Annotated in this window: 18 protein-coding genes; 8 read left to right on the top strand and 10 right to left on the bottom strand. The window is 53.9% G+C overall.

All coding sequences use genetic code 11. The features are described 5' to 3' along the window. Nucleotides 1–13: 13 nt before the first annotated feature. The 4 genes from KP814_RS05035 to KP814_RS05020 form a co-directional block, all read right to left on the bottom strand. Nucleotides 14–979, bottom strand: a complete 966-nt coding sequence (locus KP814_RS05035) for an ABC transporter permease (protein WP_127969704.1) — start codon at nt 977–979, stop codon at nt 14–16. Next, the gene (locus KP814_RS05030; protein ID WP_216735732.1) at nt 976–2,076 is read right to left on the bottom strand and encodes an ABC transporter permease; all 1,101 of its coding nucleotides are present in this window, start codon (nt 2,074–2,076) and stop codon (nt 976–978) included. The genes KP814_RS05035 and KP814_RS05030 overlap by 4 nt, the downstream gene beginning before the upstream one ends. After that, nucleotides 2,076–3,620: an ABC transporter ATP-binding protein gene (locus KP814_RS05025; protein ID WP_216735731.1), complete on the bottom strand. Its 1,545-nt coding sequence runs from the start codon at nt 3,618–3,620 to the stop codon at nt 2,076–2,078. The genes KP814_RS05030 and KP814_RS05025 overlap by 1 nt, the downstream gene beginning before the upstream one ends. Nucleotides 3,621–3,860: 240 nt before the next feature. Next, nucleotides 3,861–4,853, bottom strand: a complete 993-nt coding sequence (locus KP814_RS05020; RefSeq protein WP_216735730.1) for a BMP family protein — start codon at nt 4,851–4,853, stop codon at nt 3,861–3,863. A 168-nt stretch (nt 4,854–5,021) separates the two neighbouring features. Between KP814_RS05020 and KP814_RS05015 the strand changes: the two genes are divergently transcribed. From KP814_RS05015 to KP814_RS05005, 3 genes are all read left to right on the top strand, one after another. Next, complete coding sequence (locus tag KP814_RS05015; RefSeq protein ID WP_216735729.1) at nt 5,022–5,513, top strand: histidine phosphatase family protein; 492 nt, start codon at nt 5,022–5,024, stop codon at nt 5,511–5,513. A 122-nt stretch (nt 5,514–5,635) separates the two neighbouring features. Continuing rightward, nucleotides 5,636–6,415 carry a hypothetical protein gene (locus KP814_RS05010; protein ID WP_216735728.1) on the top strand — a complete coding sequence of 260 codons (780 nt, stop codon included), beginning with the start codon at nt 5,636–5,638 and terminating at the stop codon, nt 6,413–6,415. 99 nt (nt 6,416–6,514) lie between these two features. Continuing rightward, nucleotides 6,515–8,908, top strand: a complete 2,394-nt coding sequence (locus tag KP814_RS05005; protein ID WP_216735727.1) for an ATP-binding protein — start codon at nt 6,515–6,517, stop codon at nt 8,906–8,908. A gap of 5 nt (nt 8,909–8,913) precedes the next feature. Here KP814_RS05005 and KP814_RS05000 read toward each other — a convergent pair whose 3' ends face one another. The 4 genes from KP814_RS05000 to msrB all read right to left on the bottom strand — a co-directional run bounded on the left by KP814_RS05000 (nt 8,914) and on the right by msrB (nt 11,138). Next, nucleotides 8,914–9,390: a MarR family transcriptional regulator gene (locus KP814_RS05000; RefSeq protein ID WP_216735726.1), complete on the bottom strand. Its 477-nt coding sequence runs from the start codon at nt 9,388–9,390 to the stop codon at nt 8,914–8,916. Continuing rightward, nucleotides 9,387–9,866 (bottom strand): glutathione peroxidase, encoded by a 480-nt coding sequence (locus KP814_RS04995; RefSeq protein ID WP_216735725.1) that lies wholly within the window; start codon nt 9,864–9,866, stop codon nt 9,387–9,389. The genes KP814_RS05000 and KP814_RS04995 overlap by 4 nt, the downstream gene beginning before the upstream one ends. A 157-nt stretch (nt 9,867–10,023) precedes the next feature. Then, complete coding sequence (locus tag KP814_RS04990) at nt 10,024–10,689, bottom strand: DNA-3-methyladenine glycosylase I (protein WP_216735724.1); 666 nt, start codon at nt 10,687–10,689, stop codon at nt 10,024–10,026. A 29-nt stretch (nt 10,690–10,718) separates the two neighbouring features. Beyond that, nucleotides 10,719–11,138 carry a peptide-methionine (R)-S-oxide reductase MsrB gene (msrB, locus tag KP814_RS04985; RefSeq protein WP_216735723.1) on the bottom strand — a complete coding sequence of 140 codons (420 nt, stop codon included), beginning with the start codon at nt 11,136–11,138 and terminating at the stop codon, nt 10,719–10,721. Nucleotides 11,139–11,362: 224 nt separating this feature from the next. On the opposite strand from msrB, the gene KP814_RS04980 reads away from it, so the two are divergent. Further along, nucleotides 11,363–12,577 (top strand): pyridoxal phosphate-dependent aminotransferase, encoded by a 1,215-nt coding sequence (locus KP814_RS04980; protein WP_216735722.1) that lies wholly within the window; start codon nt 11,363–11,365, stop codon nt 12,575–12,577. A gap of 71 nt (nt 12,578–12,648) precedes the next feature. After that, entirely contained in the window at nt 12,649–13,116 is a 468-nt protein-coding gene (locus KP814_RS04975) for a hypothetical protein (protein ID WP_216735721.1), read from the top strand. Nucleotides 13,117–13,211: 95 nt separating this feature from the next. On the opposite strand, the gene bla is transcribed toward KP814_RS04975, so the two are convergent. Then, nucleotides 13,212–14,099 carry a class A beta-lactamase gene (gene bla, locus KP814_RS04970; protein WP_371824038.1) on the bottom strand — a complete coding sequence of 296 codons (888 nt, stop codon included), beginning with the start codon at nt 14,097–14,099 and terminating at the stop codon, nt 13,212–13,214. A gap of 226 nt (nt 14,100–14,325) precedes the next feature. Here bla and gcvA point away from each other — a divergent pair, with 226 nt between their 5' ends. Next, entirely contained in the window at nt 14,326–15,234 is a 909-nt protein-coding gene (gene gcvA / locus KP814_RS04965) for a LysR family transcriptional regulator (protein ID WP_216735719.1), read from the top strand. On the opposite strand, the gene KP814_RS04960 is transcribed toward gcvA, so the two are convergent. Beyond that, nucleotides 15,226–16,077 (bottom strand): Dimeric alpha-beta barrel, encoded by an 852-nt coding sequence (locus KP814_RS04960; RefSeq protein ID WP_216735718.1) that lies wholly within the window; start codon nt 16,075–16,077, stop codon nt 15,226–15,228. The genes gcvA and KP814_RS04960 overlap by 9 nt on opposite strands. Nucleotides 16,078–16,514: 437 nt before the next feature. Between KP814_RS04960 and KP814_RS04955 the strand changes: the two genes are divergently transcribed. Both KP814_RS04955 and KP814_RS04950 read left to right on the top strand, forming a co-directional pair. Continuing rightward, nucleotides 16,515–16,853 (top strand): hypothetical protein, encoded by a 339-nt coding sequence (locus tag KP814_RS04955; protein ID WP_216735717.1) that lies wholly within the window; start codon nt 16,515–16,517, stop codon nt 16,851–16,853. A 22-nt stretch (nt 16,854–16,875) separates the two neighbouring features. After that, nucleotides 16,876–17,511 (top strand): hypothetical protein, encoded by a 636-nt coding sequence (locus tag KP814_RS04950; RefSeq protein WP_216735716.1) that lies wholly within the window; start codon nt 16,876–16,878, stop codon nt 17,509–17,511. Nucleotides 17,512–17,656 lie beyond the last annotated feature (145 nt).

Raw genomic sequence — 17,656 nt, 5'->3', positions numbered from 1 at the left:
ATCAGTGTTTGACCTAACGTTCTTTCACATAAGGCAAGCCGATCGCCTTGGGCGCCACCGCTTTGCCAAAGAAGCCCGCCAGCAGAACTACCGTCAGGATGTATGGCAACGCCTCAATCAACTGAATCGGCGCCTTACCCAACCCGGGAATTTCCACGCCCTGCAAGCGCACGGCGACAGCGTCGAGGAATCCGAACAGCAGACAGGCGCCCAGAACAGGCAGAGGACGCCACTTACCAAAAATCAGCGCCGCCAGCGCGATAAAGCCCTGCCCGGCCGTCATATCGCGTACGAACTGCGCATTCTGAGCGGAGGAGATATAGGCTCCGGCGAAACCGCACAAAATGCCTGCGCATAGTAATGCGGCGTAGCGCATGCGATGCACGGAAATACCTGCGGTATCCACTGCTTTCGGGTTTTCGCCAACAGCTCTCAGACGCAAGCCGAAACGCGTGCGGAACAACAGCCACCAGGAGAACGGCACGACCAAAAAGGCCAAGTAAACAAAGATATTGTGGCCGCTGAGCATTTCAGAATAGATGCCGCCGATTACCGGCACATCTCTCATCATCTCCGCGCCCGGGAACTCAATAATGGAAAAGCGGGCAGCGTCAGTCAGCTGTGGAGTCTGTCCGCCCTGCTTGAACCAGCTTAGGCCCAGCGTCATCGTCAGACCCGCAGCCAGAATATTGATAGCCACGCCGCTGACGACCTGATTACCACGGAACGTGACACAGGCGACGCCGTGCAACATCGCCAGAGACACGGAAACCATAATGGCCGCGCCCAGACCCAGCCATGCGGAATTGGTCAGGTAAGCGACCGCCGCCGCAGTGAACGCAGCCGCCAGCATTTTACCTTCCAGGCTGATGTCCACCACGCCGGAACGCTCGGAAAACATGCCTGCGAAGGCGGCGAAAATCAGAGGCGTGGACACGCGCATGGTGGCGTCCAAAGTGAGAATCAAGGTATCAATCATGCCGTTTTCTCCTTGAACATATTGGCGATCAAGGGCTTATACAAAAACTCCAAGGCGCCACAGAACAAAATAACCAGACCCTGCATGACCACGACGATGTCCCGGTTCACGTTGGACATTTCAAAAGCCAGCTCAGCTCCGCCCTGATACAACGCGCCGAACAACAGCGCCGCCAGCACGATGCCGATGGGATGATTGCGCCCCATCAGAGCGACCGCAATGCCTGCAAACCCATATCCATAATGGAAATCCAGTAACAGACGATGCTGCACGCCATTGATTTCATTAACGCCGACGAAGCCCGCCAAGGCGCCGGAAATCGCCATGGCCAGCAACATCACCCGCGCAGGTTTGATACCCGCGTAGACCGCCGCCTGCTGGTTGCTGCCGACGGTGCGAATCTCATAACCCCACTTGGTTTTCCAGATAAATACCCAGGCCCCAAATGCGCACAGCAAAGCCAGGAACAGAGAAATGTTCAATGGAGAGCGTTCAAACTCAATGCCAATCGCCGCGAACAAGTCATGCATAAAAGGCAGCCAGGCGGTTTCCGCCAGGGCGCGACTTTGCGGCGCCATCTGTCCCGGTTCACGCAGCACGTTCACCATGAGATAAACCATCAGCGATGACGCCAGGAAGTTGAACATGATCGTGGTGATAACGATGTGGCTGCCGCGATAGGCTTGCAGCCAGCCCGGGATAAACGCCCAGGCGGCCCCGAACAGCGCAGCGGCCAGAGTGCTCAGCAACAGCAACACCGGCCCGGGCACGGAGGCGTCCAACGCCAGACACAGCAGGCCGACGCCAAGGCCGCCAATGTAGGCCTGACCTTCGCCGCCGATATTGAAAAGACCGACGTGGAAAGCGATCGCTACAGCCAGACCAGTAAAGATGAAGTTAGTGGTGTAATACAGCGTAAACCCTATGCCTTCCTGATAGCCAAAGGCGCCGTACAACAGAATTTCAGCCGCTTCCAGCGGGTTAACGTCGATCAGCCAGAACACCACGGCGGATATCAGCAATGCGGTAACGACGTTCAACAGCGGCAACAAGCCGACATTGACCCAAGTGGGCAAATTACGATCCAGACCTTTCATTATTCTTTCTCTTCGCTGGCGTTGATATCCCGGGACGACGACATCATCAGCCCCAGCGTACATTCATCCGCCTCCGAGGCGGCTAACTCTCCAGTGACGCGGCCGTCGCACATGACGATGATGCGGTCGCTCAGAGAAAGAATCTCATCCAGCTCAACGGATACCAACAGAATGGCGCCGCCGCGGTTGCGCATATCCAACAGACGCTGATGGATAAACTCAATCGCGCCGATGTCCACGCCGCGCGTTGGCTGGCCTACCAGCAACACTTTAGGCGTCTGATCGAGTTCACGGGCGAGGATAAGTTTCTGCTGGTTGCCGCCGGAGAAGTTGGCGCATTTAAGGGTTGGGTCCTGCGGACGTACGTCGAAATCGGCCATCAATTCCGCGCAGTGCTTACCAACAGTGGAGCTACTTAGTACGCCCTTACTATTCCAGGCGGAGCTGCGATGATAGCCCAGAATGGCGTTTTCGCTGGCGCTGAAGGAAGTCACCAGGCCGACCCGATGGCGGTCTTCCGGCACGTGGGCCACGCCGGCTTTGCGCATCTCAGAGGGGCAGACTTTATGATCAGCGGAAATTAACAGGTCGCCGTAGCGAATTTCCCCGGATTCCGGCGAGACCATACCCGCCAGCGCTTCCATCAGCTCGGTCTGCCCGTTGCCGGACACCCCTGCGATGCCGACTATTTCGCCAGCTGCGACTTCAAAGGAAACTCCTTTCACCCGCTCAATGCCTTGGGCGTCGCGCACTTTCAGGTTGGAGACGGTGAGCGCTTTGGAGCCGGCATCCGTCGCAGGCTTCTCTAATTGCAGTACCACCTTGCGCCCGACCATCAGCTCAGCGAGCTCTTCGGGGTTGGTTTCCGCTGTATGGCGATGGGCCACCATCTTGCCTTGACGCATAACGGACACATTGTCCGTCACGTGCATGATTTCTTTCAGTTTGTGTGTGATCAAAAGGACGGTCACGCCCTGCTCTTTCAGAGATAACAGTATCTTGAACAGGTCGTCTGTTTCCTGCGGCGTCAGTACGCCGGTGGGCTCGTCCAGGATCAGAATTTTTGCGCCTTTGTACAGCGCCTTCAGGATTTCCACCCGCTGCTGTACGCCGACCGGCAGCTCGCCAACCAGGGCGTCAGGGTCAACTTTAAGGTTGTACTCCCGGGACAGTTTACTCAAAGCCTCGCGCGCCTGCGCCTGGCCCTTGCTCAGCAACATGCTGCCTTCGCAACCCAGAGTAATGTTCTCCAGCACAGTGAAGGTATCCACCAGCATGAAGTGCTGATGCACCATGCCGATGCCGACGTCGATGGCGTCCTGAGAATCGTGGATTTTTGCTTCCTTGCCGAAAACTTTGATGGAACCGCTGTCCGCCTGATAAAAGCCGTAGAGTATGCTCATCAGGGTCGACTTACCTGCGCCGTTTTCACCAATGACGCCGTGTATAGTTCCCTGTTCGACGGAAAGGCTAACGTCCGAATTAGCCAATACAGCGCCGAACCGCTTGCTGATACTCTCAAGCTGCAATGCGTTACTAGTCATGGAAATGGGAAATCCCGAATTGGTTTATCGGTTGTTAGTTTACTCGGAAATCCGCCGGGCTTAAGCACCCGCGCAGGGTTTTTTCTCATTTTTCTGACCAAGTAGTCAAGATAAATGACAGACCCGGGCAAGAAAAAACTTGTCCCGGGGCGTCTAAAAACCCGGCTTCGGGCCCTTCACGCCCGGCGATATTTCTTTCGTGGCGGCGCTTACAACGCCGTCGTTAAATTCACAACCCGCTTAGTATTTGCAGCTGTTGTCAGACATGTAGTCGTGCACTTTGATCTTGCCGGAAATGATATCCGCCTTGATCTGATTGACCTTCTCTTCCATTTCCTTGGTCACCAGCGAGCGGTTGTGTTCGTCCAGCGCCCAATCAACGCCGTTTTCCGCCAACCCTAAGGCTTCAACGCCTGGCTCCCACTTGCCGTCTTTGGCCGCCATCCAGTTGCTGTACGCCGCTACGTCAACACGCTTGACCATAGAAGTCAGCATGGTGCCTGGATGCAGGTGGTTCTGGTTGCTGTCTACGCCGATAGCGTATTTGCCCACGTCTTTGGCCGCCTGGTATACGCCGCTGCCGCTGCTGCCGGCCGCTGCGAAGATAACGTCCGCGCCGCTGTCAAACTGACTCTTGGCGAGTTCCGCCGCTTTGCCCGGGTTATTGAACGCCGCGCCGGTGGAGCCGATCATGTTAGTGAAAACTTCCGCTTTCGGATTTTCGTACTTGGCGCCCTGCTCGAAGCCGCAGCCAAACTTACGAATCAGAGGGATGTCCATACCGCCGATAAAACCGACTTTACCGGTTGCGGACTTCATCGCCGCCAATGCGCCGACCAAAAATGAACCTTCATGTTCTTTGAACACGATGGAGTGAACGTTAGGATTATCCACAACCATGTCGATCAAAGTGAACTGAACGTCTGGATATTTTGCGGAGACTGAAGACACCGCATTCGCCTGGCTGAAACCAACCGCTACAATTGGGCTGGAGCCGCGACGAGCTAACTTCTCGAGACCTTGCTCAACCTGAGCCTCATTAGTAGGCTCCACCTCTTTCACTTCAACGCCGGTGTCCTTTTTAAACTTCTCCGCTCCTCGAAAAACCGCCTCATTGAATGACTTGTCGAACTTGCCGGCTTTATCGTAAACAACGGCCGGTTTGAAGTCCGCGGCGATCGCCGGCTGAACCAAAGTTAACCCCATACAAGCAGCAATTATAGTTTTTTTCATATAATTATCCTTGGTAGATCTAGGACTGAACGATCTTTTTATCATTACAGTGCGGATGCTATTACAATTCTCCATCGACGCACAATGTTGACGCACGCCTGAATTAATTGATGGCAGAATAATTTTCACGTTATAAATACGAGTTCGCGCAAATTCCGGCAGCCCCTCATGCACACCCTAACCCTGATCCGTCACGCAAAATCCTCCTGGGAAAATTCACAACTGCCTGATTTGGAAAGGCCGCTGGGAAAACGGGGATTAAGGGACGCGCCCAGGATTGGCGGTTTGCTGAAGAATATGAAATTCTCCACCGATGTATGCCTGCTGAGTCCTTCACGCAGAACCCGGCAAACTCTGCAATTACTGGGCCAGGACAATCCCGCGCTATTAAAAGTAGCGCAGGAGGACGCCAAAATTTACGAGGCGGATTACACCACACTCCTGGCTCTGATCAAACAGCAAACGCAAGCCAATCTCACAATTATTGGACACAATCCCGGTTTTACAGACCTGCTAAACGCTATTTCCGACAGCCGCATCGCTAACCTCCCCACCTGCGGCGTCGCTCAAGTCCGCTTTGACATGGAACGCTGGTCCGACATATCGCAAACGCGGGGAATTTTGCAGCTTTTTGTAACGCCAAAGTCTCTATCGGCGTAGTTTCGTCAGGCAGCCGCCTTCTCCACCCAGACAGACATTTTTTTGCAGAAATCCGTAGACTTTCCCAGTTTCATCTATACTTTCCGTAAGTTCTAAATTTATATAGAAAATATACGACCCAGATGTCTGCAACGAATATTACCGCCTTAATAGGCGGCGTCATTATTTTGGTGTTGCTTCTGATTTACTTGGGACAGTGGCGCGAAAAGGCGAAGGACGCCCGGCAACGTCAGCTCAACGCTTTGCTCGACCGTTTGCGTCTGTTGAAAGCGCTGGCCACCGGATTGCCGCCCCAATACGCCGCCAAAGACATTCGTCTGCTGGTGGTGGCGCGCGCCCAGGAAACCATCAAGGAGCTCGCCAATCTCGGTCATCGGGGCGATCACGAAAGCCAGGCCGAAGAGTGGGAAGTCATAAAGGAGAATATAAATAGTCAGGCCGACTTCCCTCAGCTTGATCTGCAAAATCAGGCAGTGATGCAGGAAGTCCGCAAACTGCTCAAGGGGCTGTACAAGTTCATTGAGGTGCAGGTCAAAAAAGGCCGCATAGAAAAGAAAGCGGGCGTCAAACACCTCCTCAACACCCAATTCCTGATTGTCCGCTCCCTGGCGGACTCCCACGTCAACAAGGCCAAACACGCCCTGGCCACCAACCGGCCACGCGTCGCTATTCATCATTATCATGACGCTATCGAGGCTTTGGGCAAAATAGAGAAGAATCCCCTTGCGCAGAAAAGCATGCTTATTTATCGTCAACGCATCAAAGAGCTGGAAAAACTTGCCACTGAAGCGGCGCAGACCAAATCTGAAGCAGTTGCGGAAGGAAGCGACAGGCTTAGCGCGCAATTGGACAAGATGATGACAGAAGAAGAAAAGTGGAAGAAAAAGCAGTCTTATGATTAGAGCGGACGGCCCGGACAGCGCTTGTGCTTTCCTGACCGGCGGAGCGCCGGACAGTTTCCTCTGTCTCCGCCGCTCGCTTGGCGTTCATGGGAATAACCCTTGAAAATTAGCATCAACAACCGACTATCCTTCCGACTGGCGCGCAACACCGTCGCCGTAGCCTTGCTGCTGGGCATGGTGCTGAGTCTGATCCAGGTCATCATCGACTTTCTCAACGAAAAAAATTCTCTAGACGCGGAAATTCGCGCGGTCGTCGCGATTAGCCATGCGCCGGCCTCACAGATCGCCTATAACATTGACGCCAGACTCGCCGCAGAGTTATTGGACGGGCTGCTTGAGCACCCTTCGATCATCCATGCGGAGATTATCGACACGGACAATCGGCTGCTGGCCAGTAAAGAACGCGAGCCACAGACCTCCGCCTACCGCTGGCTCAGCGACCTGCTGTTCCAACCCAGTCGCACCTACACTGAAACGCTATTCGTACCGCAGCTGAATGACTTTGTTCTGGGCGACCTGAATGTGGTCGTGGACACTTATCCCAGCGGCGCGGAGTTCCTCAAGCGGGCGGCATTTACCCTGGTGTCCGGCTTTTTACGCAGCTTGATCCTTTCCGCGGTGCTGCTGATTCTGTTCTATATCATGCTGACCCAGCCGCTGGTGAAAGTCATCTCCGCGGTCAGCGAAGTCGATCCGGAGACTCCTGAGAAAATCCGTCTGCCTGTGCCCAAAGGCCATGAAATGGATGAAATCGGCGTTCTGGTCAACTCCACCAACAACCAGCTGCAGGCCATCGATGAGAACCTGAACAAGCTGAAAAAAGCCGAATCGCGCCTGAAGACCTATTCAGAGCAGTTAGAACAGATTGTCGACAGCCGCACCAAAGAGCTGTCCGAGAAGAACAAACAGCTCATCAAGAGCAACCACGACCTGCGCGTCGCCAAAGAGGAAGCGGTCAGCCGCGCCAAAGCCAGGGCGGACTTCCTCGCCAATATGAGCCACGAGATTCGCACCCCGTTCAATGGCGTACTGGGCATGATCAGCCTGACGCTGGAAGAGCCGCTGTCCGAGAAGCAGAAAGAACAGCTTAATGTCGCCTACAGCTCCGGCGTCGCCTTGCTGGAATTGCTCAACGACATCCTGGACATCTCCAAAGTGGAAGCCGGCAAGCTGACGCTTGAGAACATCGCCTTCGATCTTCGCAAGACCGTCGAGGACGTGTCCCGTCTGTTGGCGCAAAACGCACACGCCAAGAACGTGGCCCTGTACACCAATATTGACCCCACGTTCCCAGAGAGAGTTTACGGCGACCCTACCCGTATTCGCCAGATCGTCAGCAACCTGACTGGTAACGCCATCAAGTTTACCGAGACCGGCAGCGTGACCGTCAGTCTGAGCATTCTGAAAAACCAGAGCGTGGAAATCCGCGTATCCGACACCGGCATCGGCATCGAAGCGGATCGACTGGAGTCTATTTTCTCCCCCTTCTCTCAAGGCGACGCCGATATCACCCGTAAATACGGCGGCACCGGTCTCGGTCTGACCCTGTGCCGGCAGCTGGTGACCCATATGGGCGGTAAGATTGAGGTAAATTCAGAACGAGGACGCGGCAGCAGCTTCATGGTCACCCTGCCCCTGCTGGCGGACCACAACACGCCCAGCCCGAAGGTGGACGAAAGCCTGTTCAAACATCATTTTGTGCTGTTGCATCAGACAGAAAATCGCACCTTTGAGTGCATCAGCGCCGAACTCCAGAACTGGAAACTGCCCTGCGCTTCCTATCCTTATGAACACCCGCAGGATGTTCAGTTTAAAGAACAGCGTTTTGAGCCCAATACTATTATTTTGTTCGACTCCCGATCTCTCTCCCCGCTATTGGTGGAGCATCAGGATATTGAAAACGTACATATGATTCTGGTGGCGCGGCAAAACATTCCGTCTGACACTAACGCCTTCAAAGCCATGCGTATCGAGCAGATGATCAGCGCGCCGGTCAGCCGCGACAGACTGTACGACACCCTGTACAAGGCCGCTAACCCCGGTGGCGCTGCGGTGATTACGGAAGGGACGGATATGCCGGAGGCTCCGGTAGGCCAGAAACATGTGCTGCTGGTGGAAGATAATCAGGTTAACCAGCTGGTGGCGAAGACCATCCTGCGTAAACTGGGCTACGAAGTCAGCATCGCCAACAACGGACAGGACGCCCTGGATCTGGTGGGCAACGACCATTACGACATCATTCTGATGGACTGTCATATGCCGGTGATGGATGGCTATGAGGCCACACGGCTGATTCGTCAGAACGCCAAGTATGACGCCCTGCCTATCATCGCGGTCACCGCCAACGTCATGCAGGGCGACAAGGAGCGCTGTCTCAGCTGCGGCATGAATGACTACCTCACCAAGCCTTACGAGAAAAAAGCGCTCACTCAAATGCTGGCAAAATGGCTGGAAGACCCTGTTGCAGCCGCCGCCAGCAGCAAGTTCGCCTAAACGCCTCAGCTCAGTTGCTGAATGCGATCCAGAAAGCCGCGTAAATCGCCTTTCAAACGTTCAAGCTCCTCAATCGCCACATTTGCCTTACACAGTAATTGCATCGGCACTTTCGCCGCTCGCGCCTTAAGCTCCCTTCCCGCGTCAGTCAGCCCCAGCAAAACGCTACGCTCGTCTTCCGCTGAGCGCTGACGGGTGATCAGCCCCTGCTGCTGCAGCCGCTTCAGCAACGGCGTCACCGTCCCGGTATCCAGCAACAGACGCTCGCAGATGTGCTTGATGCTCATCGCCCCACCGGACTTGTCCCCCTCCCACAGCACCAGCATCGCCAGATACTGCGGATAGGTCAGCCCCAGCTCATTCAACAGAGGTCGGTAGAGAGACGTCATGCTGCGGGAGCAGGAATACAGCAGAAAACAAATCTGGTTATCCAACGCCAGCAATTGATCTTCCCGTCCCTCCTGACAAGCGGGTAGCGTCACGCCAACAGTTCCTTGATCGGCTTTTCCAGCTTCTCTGGGGTAGCGGTAGGCGGAAAACGCTCAAGGACTTTACCGTTCTTGTCCACCAGGAATTTGGTGAAATTCCATTTGATCCCCTCCGTCCCCAATAGCCCTTTGGATTGGCTCTTCAGAAACTTATAAAGAGGATGCGCGCTATCGCCATTGACATCGATCTTGGCGAACATCGGGAAGCTGACGCCATAGTTAAGCTGGCAAAACTCAGCAATCTCAGCGTTCTCTCCAGGGTCCTGCTGCATGAACTGGTTACAGGGAAACCCCAAAACTTCCAGACCCTGATCTTTGTATTTCTCATACAAGGACTCCAGACCGGAAAACTGTGGCGTGAAGCCGCATTTGCTGGCGGTGTTAACGATCAACAGCACCTTGCCCTTGAATTCAGACATGTCCCGCTTCGCGCCTTTGATGTCCTCTACCTGATAGTCGTAAACGCTCATAGGTTCCTCCTTTGTATTTCGAAAAATAATATTGTGCACAACATATATTTTCAATCTCTCCTGAGATCTTTTGCGTTCAGGGTCACAAAACTTCGCCGCCAGGCAGGCTCCAGGCGGCGATCGTTGTGTACTTGGCCCTTACCCATTTTCTCAGCGATTAGCCAACGCTGTAGGCCAGGATCTGGCTTAGCTGACAGAGCTGCAATGAGTAACTGTGCGCCAACTCATTGAAAAACGCCTGGGCATGCTGCAGTTGCTTCTGCGAAGTCGGGATTTTCTCCACCACGCCCATCACTTTGAGCGCGGCGACCACATCGTCCGTCAGCAAAAAGGTGTCTTTGCCGACCATCCGCAGGAAACGCGCCCCTGATTGCCCGCCCATTTGCTTGCCCTGTCTGGCCAGATAGCGCCACAACCCGACAATATCCGTCTCCGGCCATTCCGCAAGAAAACGACCGAAACCGCCATGAGCGCGGGAGACTTCTCTCACCATCGCGGCGTTATAAGGAATCGAGCACATCTTGCCCCAATGCCGGATGAGCCGGGCGTCTTTCATACGCTCATCCAGATCGGACTCTGACAACAGCTCTGCTTTTTCCGGCTCAAAGCCGAAAAACGCTTCTTCAAAAGCCGGCCAGCGAGAGTCGACAAAACTGTGCTTCAGCCCGGCGCGAAATATCCGCCGACTGATATTGGAAAGATAGTAAGCGTCGGACTGTTGCGTCAGTTGCTCTGCATCCGCCGCCACTGATAACGCAGCGCGCATAGCCTCGTCGGAGCCGAAGCGCTCCCGCACCGCCGCCAGCCGATCTGCAAATTTCACGATTATTCTCCTGAGACGCGGAGCGCCGGTTATTCGTCTTCCTGTTTGGCGTCGCCGTCAGCGGAATGAAAACGCAGCGAGGCGGAGTTCACACAGTAACGCTGCCCGGTGGGCTGCGGGCCATCGTCAAAAACATGTCCCAGGTGCGCGTCGCACTTGCTGCACAGGATTTCCGTGCGCACCATCATATGGCTCATATCCATTTCTTCCGTGATTTTTTCTTTTTCCATCGGAGCCCAAAAACTGGGCCATCCACAGCCGGAATCATATTTATTCTCCGAGGTGAACAGCGGCTCGCCGCAGCAGACGCAAACATACACGCCTGCGTCTTTCGTATCGTAATACTCACCCGTGAAAGGACGCTCCGTCCCCTTCCCTCGGGTCACCCGATACTGCTCATCCGTTAGTTGTTGGCGCCACTCCTGGTCGCTTTTCTTTACTTTATCCATAAGACCTCCGACTCAATTACTCTCTGCTCGCTTGAACGATATTCCATTTACTTTGACGCAGGCGGCGCTGAATTGTTCCGCACCTTGCGCCGACACAAGGCTGCGATATGCGACTTTCCGCATCCCGCTTGTAATTATGGGGACATCAATTGAATAATACGCAGCCCCCTTTTATGTTCTATATATATGTTTCTTATAGGCCAGTTCCCGGCAGCGGTTTAAGTATGCATGAAATCAAGAAATCAAATAAGTTGCTCCACGTCTGTTATGAAATTCGTGGGCAAGTGCTCCAGGAAGCAAAACGCCTGGAAGAAGAAGGCCATCGAATCCTGAAACTCAATATCGGCAACCCCGCCCCATTCGGGTTTGACGTTCCGGAAGAGATCCAGCAAGACGTTATTTACAACCTCAGCCATGCGCAAGGTTATGCGGATTCTAAAGGTCTGTTCGCCGCGCGCAAGGCGGTGCAGCATTACACCCAGCAATGCGGCATCGCCAACGTGGATATCGAGGATATTTACCTGGGCAATGGCGTCAGCGAGCTGATCGTCATGGCGATGCAGGCGCTGCTGAACACCAACGACGAAGTGTTGATTCCAGCGCCGGATTATCCGCTGTGGACCGCCGCCGTTACTTTGTCCAGCGGCCGCGCCGTCCACTACCGCTGTGATGAGCAGTCGGACTGGTTCCCGGATATTGCGGACATCGAAAGCAAGATCACCGAGCGCACCAAGGCGATCGTCATTATTAACCCCAACAACCCCACCGGCGCCGTCTATTCCCGGGAATTGTTGCAGCAAATCGTAGAGCTGGCGCGCCGCCACCGTCTGATCGTCCTCGCCGACGAGATTTACGACAAGATTCTCTATGACGAAGCGGAGCACACCTGTATCGCCTCATTGGCGGACGATCTGTTGTTCCTGACCTTCAACGGCCTGTCCAAAAACTATCGGGCGGCAGGCTATCGCGCCGGCTGGCTGATCGTCAGCGGCGCCAAATTGCGCGCCTATGACTACATTGAAGGCCTGACCATGCTCAGCTCCATGCGTCTGTGCTCCAACGTGCCGGCGCAACTTGGCATTCAAACCGCATTAGGCGGCTACCAGAGCATCAACGATCTGGTGGCCCCAGGCGGACGCCTGTTGGAGCAGCGCGACACCGCCTACAATCTGATTTCGCAGATCCCCGGCGTCAGTTGCGTCAAGCCTCGCGGCGCCATGTACCTCTTCCCTAAAATTGATCCCAAGGTACTGACCATCCACAATGATGAGAAAATGGTGCTGGATCTGCTGCGGCAGGAACGCATCCTGATCGTTCAGGGCTCCGCCTTCAATCAGCCGGACACTCAGCATTTCCGCCTGGTGTTCCTGCCGAGGGTGGATGAACTGGAGGGCGCGGTTGGCCGCATCAGCCACTTCCTGCAAGGCTACGAACAATAATTCGTCGCCTTTGCGGCGGACGCGCTCCGGCAGGCGTCCGCCTTTATAGCGAACTAACCGAGAATTGAATCGTGCCAGAAATACACATAGAAGAGTTCTACAAGGACGCAGCCAAAGTCCTGATTCAGCTCTATAACTCTTTTCCCCGCAAAAGCGCCGTCTTTGTGGAGGATATTTCCGGTGCGGACACGCCGGATGAGTTCGGGCTGCACAGCGTACGACATCAAGCCTGCTTCGCCGCCATGATCTGGCTGTCGGAAGAGGGTCTGATTCGCTTCGTGGACACTATCAGACAGGAAGCCATCGATCAGGCTGTGCTGACTCAGCCGGCCTTTTTGAAACTCAACAGCCTGGCCGTCAATCAAGCCGTCTCGCCGCCCCTGCAACGTTTTATCAGCGCTTTGGAAGAAAGCGGCGACGCCATGCCCAATACCGCCATGAGCAATATCCAGCTCATCAAGAAGGCGCTGCATAAAGCGACTTCCACGCAATTGGCGGAGCTCATGCAATGCATCCTGTTTGCGCCTGCGCAACACTGATAAAACATACGCCCCACTCCGTTGAGCCAGACAGACGTATCAAGGGTAAGTCCGATTTACCCTTGTTTTGAATCTTCGCTTTAGCGATTCCTGCCTCAGGGCTGAAACGCCGCTCCCACTGCGCGACCGACATCGGCAATCGCCTTGTTGCGATCGTCAAAAGTCGCTTCCGTCTCTGTGATATACACGGTCACGATCAGAGGCTCGCGCCCTTGCGGCCAGATCACCGCTACGTCATTGGTGGAGCCATAAGCGCCGCCGCCAGTACGGTCGCCAATGCGCCAGTCTTGCGGCAAGCCTGCGCGCAACTTGGCGTCGCCCGTTTCGTTCGCGAGAAACCAGGCAGTCAGTTGCTGACGGGATGTGGGCGACAGCGGAGAGTTCAAGAACAGCTTCCGCAATGTAGACGCCATCGCCGCAGGCGAGGTCGTATCCCGTGGGTCCCCCGGCGTCGCCTCGTTCAGTTCAGTTTCCCAGCGATCCAGACGGGTGATTTCATCCCCCAGACCACGCAGGTACTCGGTCAGCTTGGGTGGACCGCCGACCGCTTTCAGCACCAGATTGGCCGCCGTATTATCGCTTTTGGTCATGGCCGCCTGGCACAGTTCTCCCAGCGTCATTCCCTCTCCGCCGATACGGTCCTTGGTGACAGGAGAATAGGTAACAATATCCCGAGCTTGAATCTGGACGCGGCGCGTCAGATTTTCCTCACCGGCGTCCACTTTCGCCAGCAACGCCGCGCAGGCCAGCACTTTAAAGGTACTACACAGGGGAAAACGTTCCTGTCCACGCTGCTCCCAGGTTCGGCCGGTCTGCGTATCCAGCACCATCACTCCCATGCGCGCGCCCAGCCGATCTTCCAGTTTTGCAAAAACCTTTTCCAACTGAACAGGCTTATCCGCCGCTGCGCTGACGCCGGAAAACATTAATAGCCCGCCTACGCACGCCGATCCCAGTAACGCCGCCAAACGACGACGCGTCACCAAAAAACTCATAAGTATCTCCAAGATTACTCGCCATATTGAATGAAGTGACTAAGCGTTGACCTATCAACCGCCGAAAAAAGGTTTGGCCTGAAAAGCACAAATTATATTTATACCAAACCAGCGACAAAGCCCTTAACGCTTAGGGTTGAATAGCTTATGATCCAGGAGAGTTGATAACAAACGACCAATTTTTGCATTAGCCATAAATTTAATTTGGGCATCCATGGCCAGACCACATCTTCCTCTTAACGCCATCAGAGCTTTTGAAGCCGCCGCGCGACACCTGAGTTTCACCCAGGCCGCCATCGAACTTTGCGTCACTCAGGCCGCCGTCAGTCACCAGGTCAAGGTGCTGGAAGAGCGCCTCAACGTGAAGCTGTTCAAACGCCTGCCCCGCGGGCTCATGATCACGCCAGAGGGCGAGGCGCTGTTACCCACCGTCAATCAGGCGTTCGACCGCATGTCTGAGGCGTTGTCCCGGCTTGAGGGAGGGCAAGTTCGCGAAGTGCTGTCGTTGGGAGTGGTGGGCACTTTTGCGGTGGGATGGCTACTGCCGCGTCTGGCTGACTTTCAGCAGCAGCACCCCTTTGTGGAAGTACGTCTGTCGACCAATAACAATCGCGTGGATATCGCCGCGGAAGGCCTGGATTACGCCATCCGGTTCGGGGACGGAGCCTGGCATGGCGTCGACGCCGCACCGCTTTTCGAAGCGCCGTTAACGCCTTTATGCATCCCCGCCCTGGCGGAAACGTTGCGCACGCCGGAAGATTTGAGCGGACACACGCTGTTGCGATCCTATCGCGCCAACGAATGGAGCAACTGGTTCGCCGCCGCCGGCATGGCGCATCCGGCCAACTTGATAAAAGGCATTGTTTTCGACTCGTCCATCGCCATGATGGAAGCAGCATTGCAAGGCGTGGGCGTGGCTTTGGCGCCGCCACTGATGTTCGCCCGCCATCTCGCCTCCGGGACCATTCAACAGCCGTTTTCCTGCTTCATTTCCGAAGGCGGATACTGGCTGACGCGACTGAAGTCCCGGTCGCCCACCCCAGCGATGGAGGCGTTTCGAGACTGGATGACGCAGTGGGTGGAAGTGGAGAAGGAGCCCCGTATAGAACGAGGCTCAACTTGAGCCAATCGGACTGGCCATAAATATCGCCACTCGCGCCAGCCCCGCATCGCGATGCTTCTGGCTCTCGCCGAAGGCATCGCCTTCTATCGTAGCCAGTAGATTCCTTCTCTGGGGATAGCGCACAAAAATAAATTTATCCCAGTTATCCTGCAGCATGCAGTCCGGTTCTCCCGCCAGCAAACAAACCGGCGTTCCGCCATATACGGGAAACGCGCCTCGTCGCATCAGTTCAAATCCGGCCAATTTAGCGTAGCGATCATAGGCTTCCTTACCGCTAACGGAAGGCTCAGACTCCACCTCTCCCTGATACTCCGCTACCGCTTTGTATTTATTCAGATTGTAGACGAACAAGGGATCATCCAGGCTTTGACTTCGAGCGACAGCCATTTGAGCTTGGTCAGGCCAAATCGCCGTATTTTCAGCCGCCCACCCGGCAGCAGGCGTCCCCGTATCACGAACGCCTTTAAACACCTGAATCAGCCTGGACATCCATCTCACCATCCGAAACAGCCAAGGAGATTCAGGAACCACCGCCAGCACGGCCCACGACTCACAATGCCTCCGCAAAGCTTCGCCATGAGTCGCCATAAAGCTCAAAGCAGCCTTGGGCGAGGGAAACTCATCAATCAAAATTTCATCCAGCCACATCCCCTCCCTGGCGACCGGGTCCGCCTGCACGCGAAACAACCGCTCACCACCGCACTGATTCGCACTCTCTCGCAGCCAACTCAGATAATCCTCGCTGCGCTTTATTTTCAAATGAAACACCAAAGCGACCCTTTTCCCCGCCGCCCGCTTCTCCAACTCCTTGCCTGCATCATCCAGAAAAATCGAAACCGTCACGCTCCTTCCACTCCCTATTCAAACCTCAATTCGCTTATTAGCGCCACGGGCGGGGGCATTCAAAGCAAACATCTCAATGCAGTCACTCACCCCAACCCGAATATTCAGTGATACGACATAATGCTTTAAACAAACAATGAGAACACCTGATTCACTAAAGTGAAATATGATGAAATAACGACTAAAAACAAAGAGAAAAACTTGTTTTCAAATAAAGACAAACACTACGAGCGTCCGAAGCGGCTTTATACGAGAATATCCGAAAAACAACCACCTCTAACATAACTCTACGAACCAAACTAACACACACAAACGATTTCTGAAAACCATGTCTTTTCAAGCTTTATAATTCAAATAAATGGCTGGCAAAAAATCAAGTGACAGGATAGACCCCCAACAATAAACTGCACACTTAGCTTACACATTGGAGATATCAAATGAACACTGAAGATATCTGGCTTATTCATCACAAGGCGTCATTAAGCCCAAACACCCCCATGAACATGGATGGTTCAAACTATGCAGTAGGTATCGCAGTCGCCCCTGGGAAAGACCTGCAAGAGGCCTTGGCGAGGCTTCACGAATATCTGAGAGACAATCATATGCAACTATTGGATATTTGGAAGTGTGTTAAGCACAACGCAAATGACTATGGCCTAGATAGCGAAGCCCCCAATGGAGTAGAGCGCTCTATTAAGAAAGCGCAAGAACAAAGCAAAGTATTTTACGCAAGCGGGCTATCTTCAGAAGTTTTAATAGCACTAGGGAGCGAATAAGATACTTAGTCGCAAGGGAGCGATGACTATAGCCGAAGGAAACACCGATCACAAAGTTGATGCATCCGTTGTGCTTGGTGTTAATAAAGTATCACGTGAGTACGTATTAAGAACCACATTAGATCACTTCAACGTTTGGAGAGCGAAACACTCCGTCAACCCAATGTTGGTAATTTACCTCTATGACAACCCTTTCCCATCAAAGCAAGCATTCGAAATAGATGACGAAATATGGGTATTTGAAGTTGACTCGACAAAGCCTCAGGACTTAAGCATAGCAGTGAGGATCAGCATGTACTATTACAACGCCCAAGCAAGTGACCTGTTTGGCGATATATACGTAAAAAACCTCAATGCTGAGGGTGAAAACAAAATGGAAATGCAAGCTCTGGTTAGAGCTAACAAGCACCTTTATAAAGGCGTATCACAGGCGATCCAACAAGCTGCGACCTTGTTAGGTATTCATGGAGCAATAAATCTATGGATATTCAGCAATAAGGTTAATGAGAAAATTCCTCACAAGGAATTAGTAAAGTCTTTAAAATCAGCCAACGCAGAAACCGTCACTTCGGATTTCGAAACCAAGCGAATATACCATGTACATGTAGGTAGCAATGACGGCGATAGCCAAATGAGAAACATCACCCACTTACACTAGGGAACCTCTGAATAACCCATAGTTATCCCAATATCCCTCTCCATTGTGCATTTGGCCCAACCATATACTGCTTTTTCCAACAACTTTCGCCCCTTTCAGGGCGGAAGTGGGCCTATCGCCCTATATCCGCAGCTCTTTCCACACC

Origin of the sequence: Hahella sp. HN01 (assembly GCF_018986435.1) — a bacterium.
Classification (GTDB): domain Bacteria; phylum Pseudomonadota; class Gammaproteobacteria; order Pseudomonadales; family Oleiphilaceae; genus Hahella.
Note: the sequence above shows the minus strand (reverse complement) of the source record. Positions and strands in the feature narration are given on the sequence as shown.

Bases quoted from the DNA above. Each gene is read 5' to 3' on its own strand.
- KP814_RS05035 (WP_127969704.1), bottom strand. From the start codon at position 979: ATGATTGATACCTTGATTCTCACTTTGGACGCCACCATGCGCGTGTCC.
- KP814_RS05030 (WP_216735732.1), bottom strand. From the start codon at position 2,076: ATGAAAGGTCTGGATCGTAATTTGCCCACTTGGGTCAATGTCGGCTTG.
- KP814_RS05025 (WP_216735731.1), bottom strand. From the start codon at position 3,620: ATGACTAGTAACGCATTGCAGCTTGAGAGTATCAGCAAGCGGTTCGGC.
- KP814_RS05020 (WP_216735730.1), bottom strand. From the start codon at position 4,853: ATGAAAAAAACTATAATTGCTGCTTGTATGGGGTTAACTTTGGTTCAG.
- KP814_RS05015 (WP_216735729.1), top strand. From the start codon at position 5,022: ATGCACACCCTAACCCTGATCCGTCACGCAAAATCCTCCTGGGAAAAT.
- KP814_RS05010 (WP_216735728.1), top strand. From the start codon at position 5,636: ATGTCTGCAACGAATATTACCGCCTTAATAGGCGGCGTCATTATTTTG.
- KP814_RS04995 (WP_216735725.1), bottom strand. From the start codon at position 9,866: ATGAGCGTTTACGACTATCAGGTAGAGGACATCAAAGGCGCGAAGCGG.
- msrB (WP_216735723.1), bottom strand. From the start codon at position 11,138: ATGGATAAAGTAAAGAAAAGCGACCAGGAGTGGCGCCAACAACTAACG.
- KP814_RS04980 (WP_216735722.1), top strand. From the start codon at position 11,363: ATGCATGAAATCAAGAAATCAAATAAGTTGCTCCACGTCTGTTATGAA.
- gcvA (WP_216735719.1), top strand. From the start codon at position 14,326: ATGGCCAGACCACATCTTCCTCTTAACGCCATCAGAGCTTTTGAAGCC.
- KP814_RS04955 (WP_216735717.1), top strand. From the start codon at position 16,515: ATGAACACTGAAGATATCTGGCTTATTCATCACAAGGCGTCATTAAGC.
- KP814_RS04950 (WP_216735716.1), top strand. From the start codon at position 16,876: ATGACTATAGCCGAAGGAAACACCGATCACAAAGTTGATGCATCCGTT.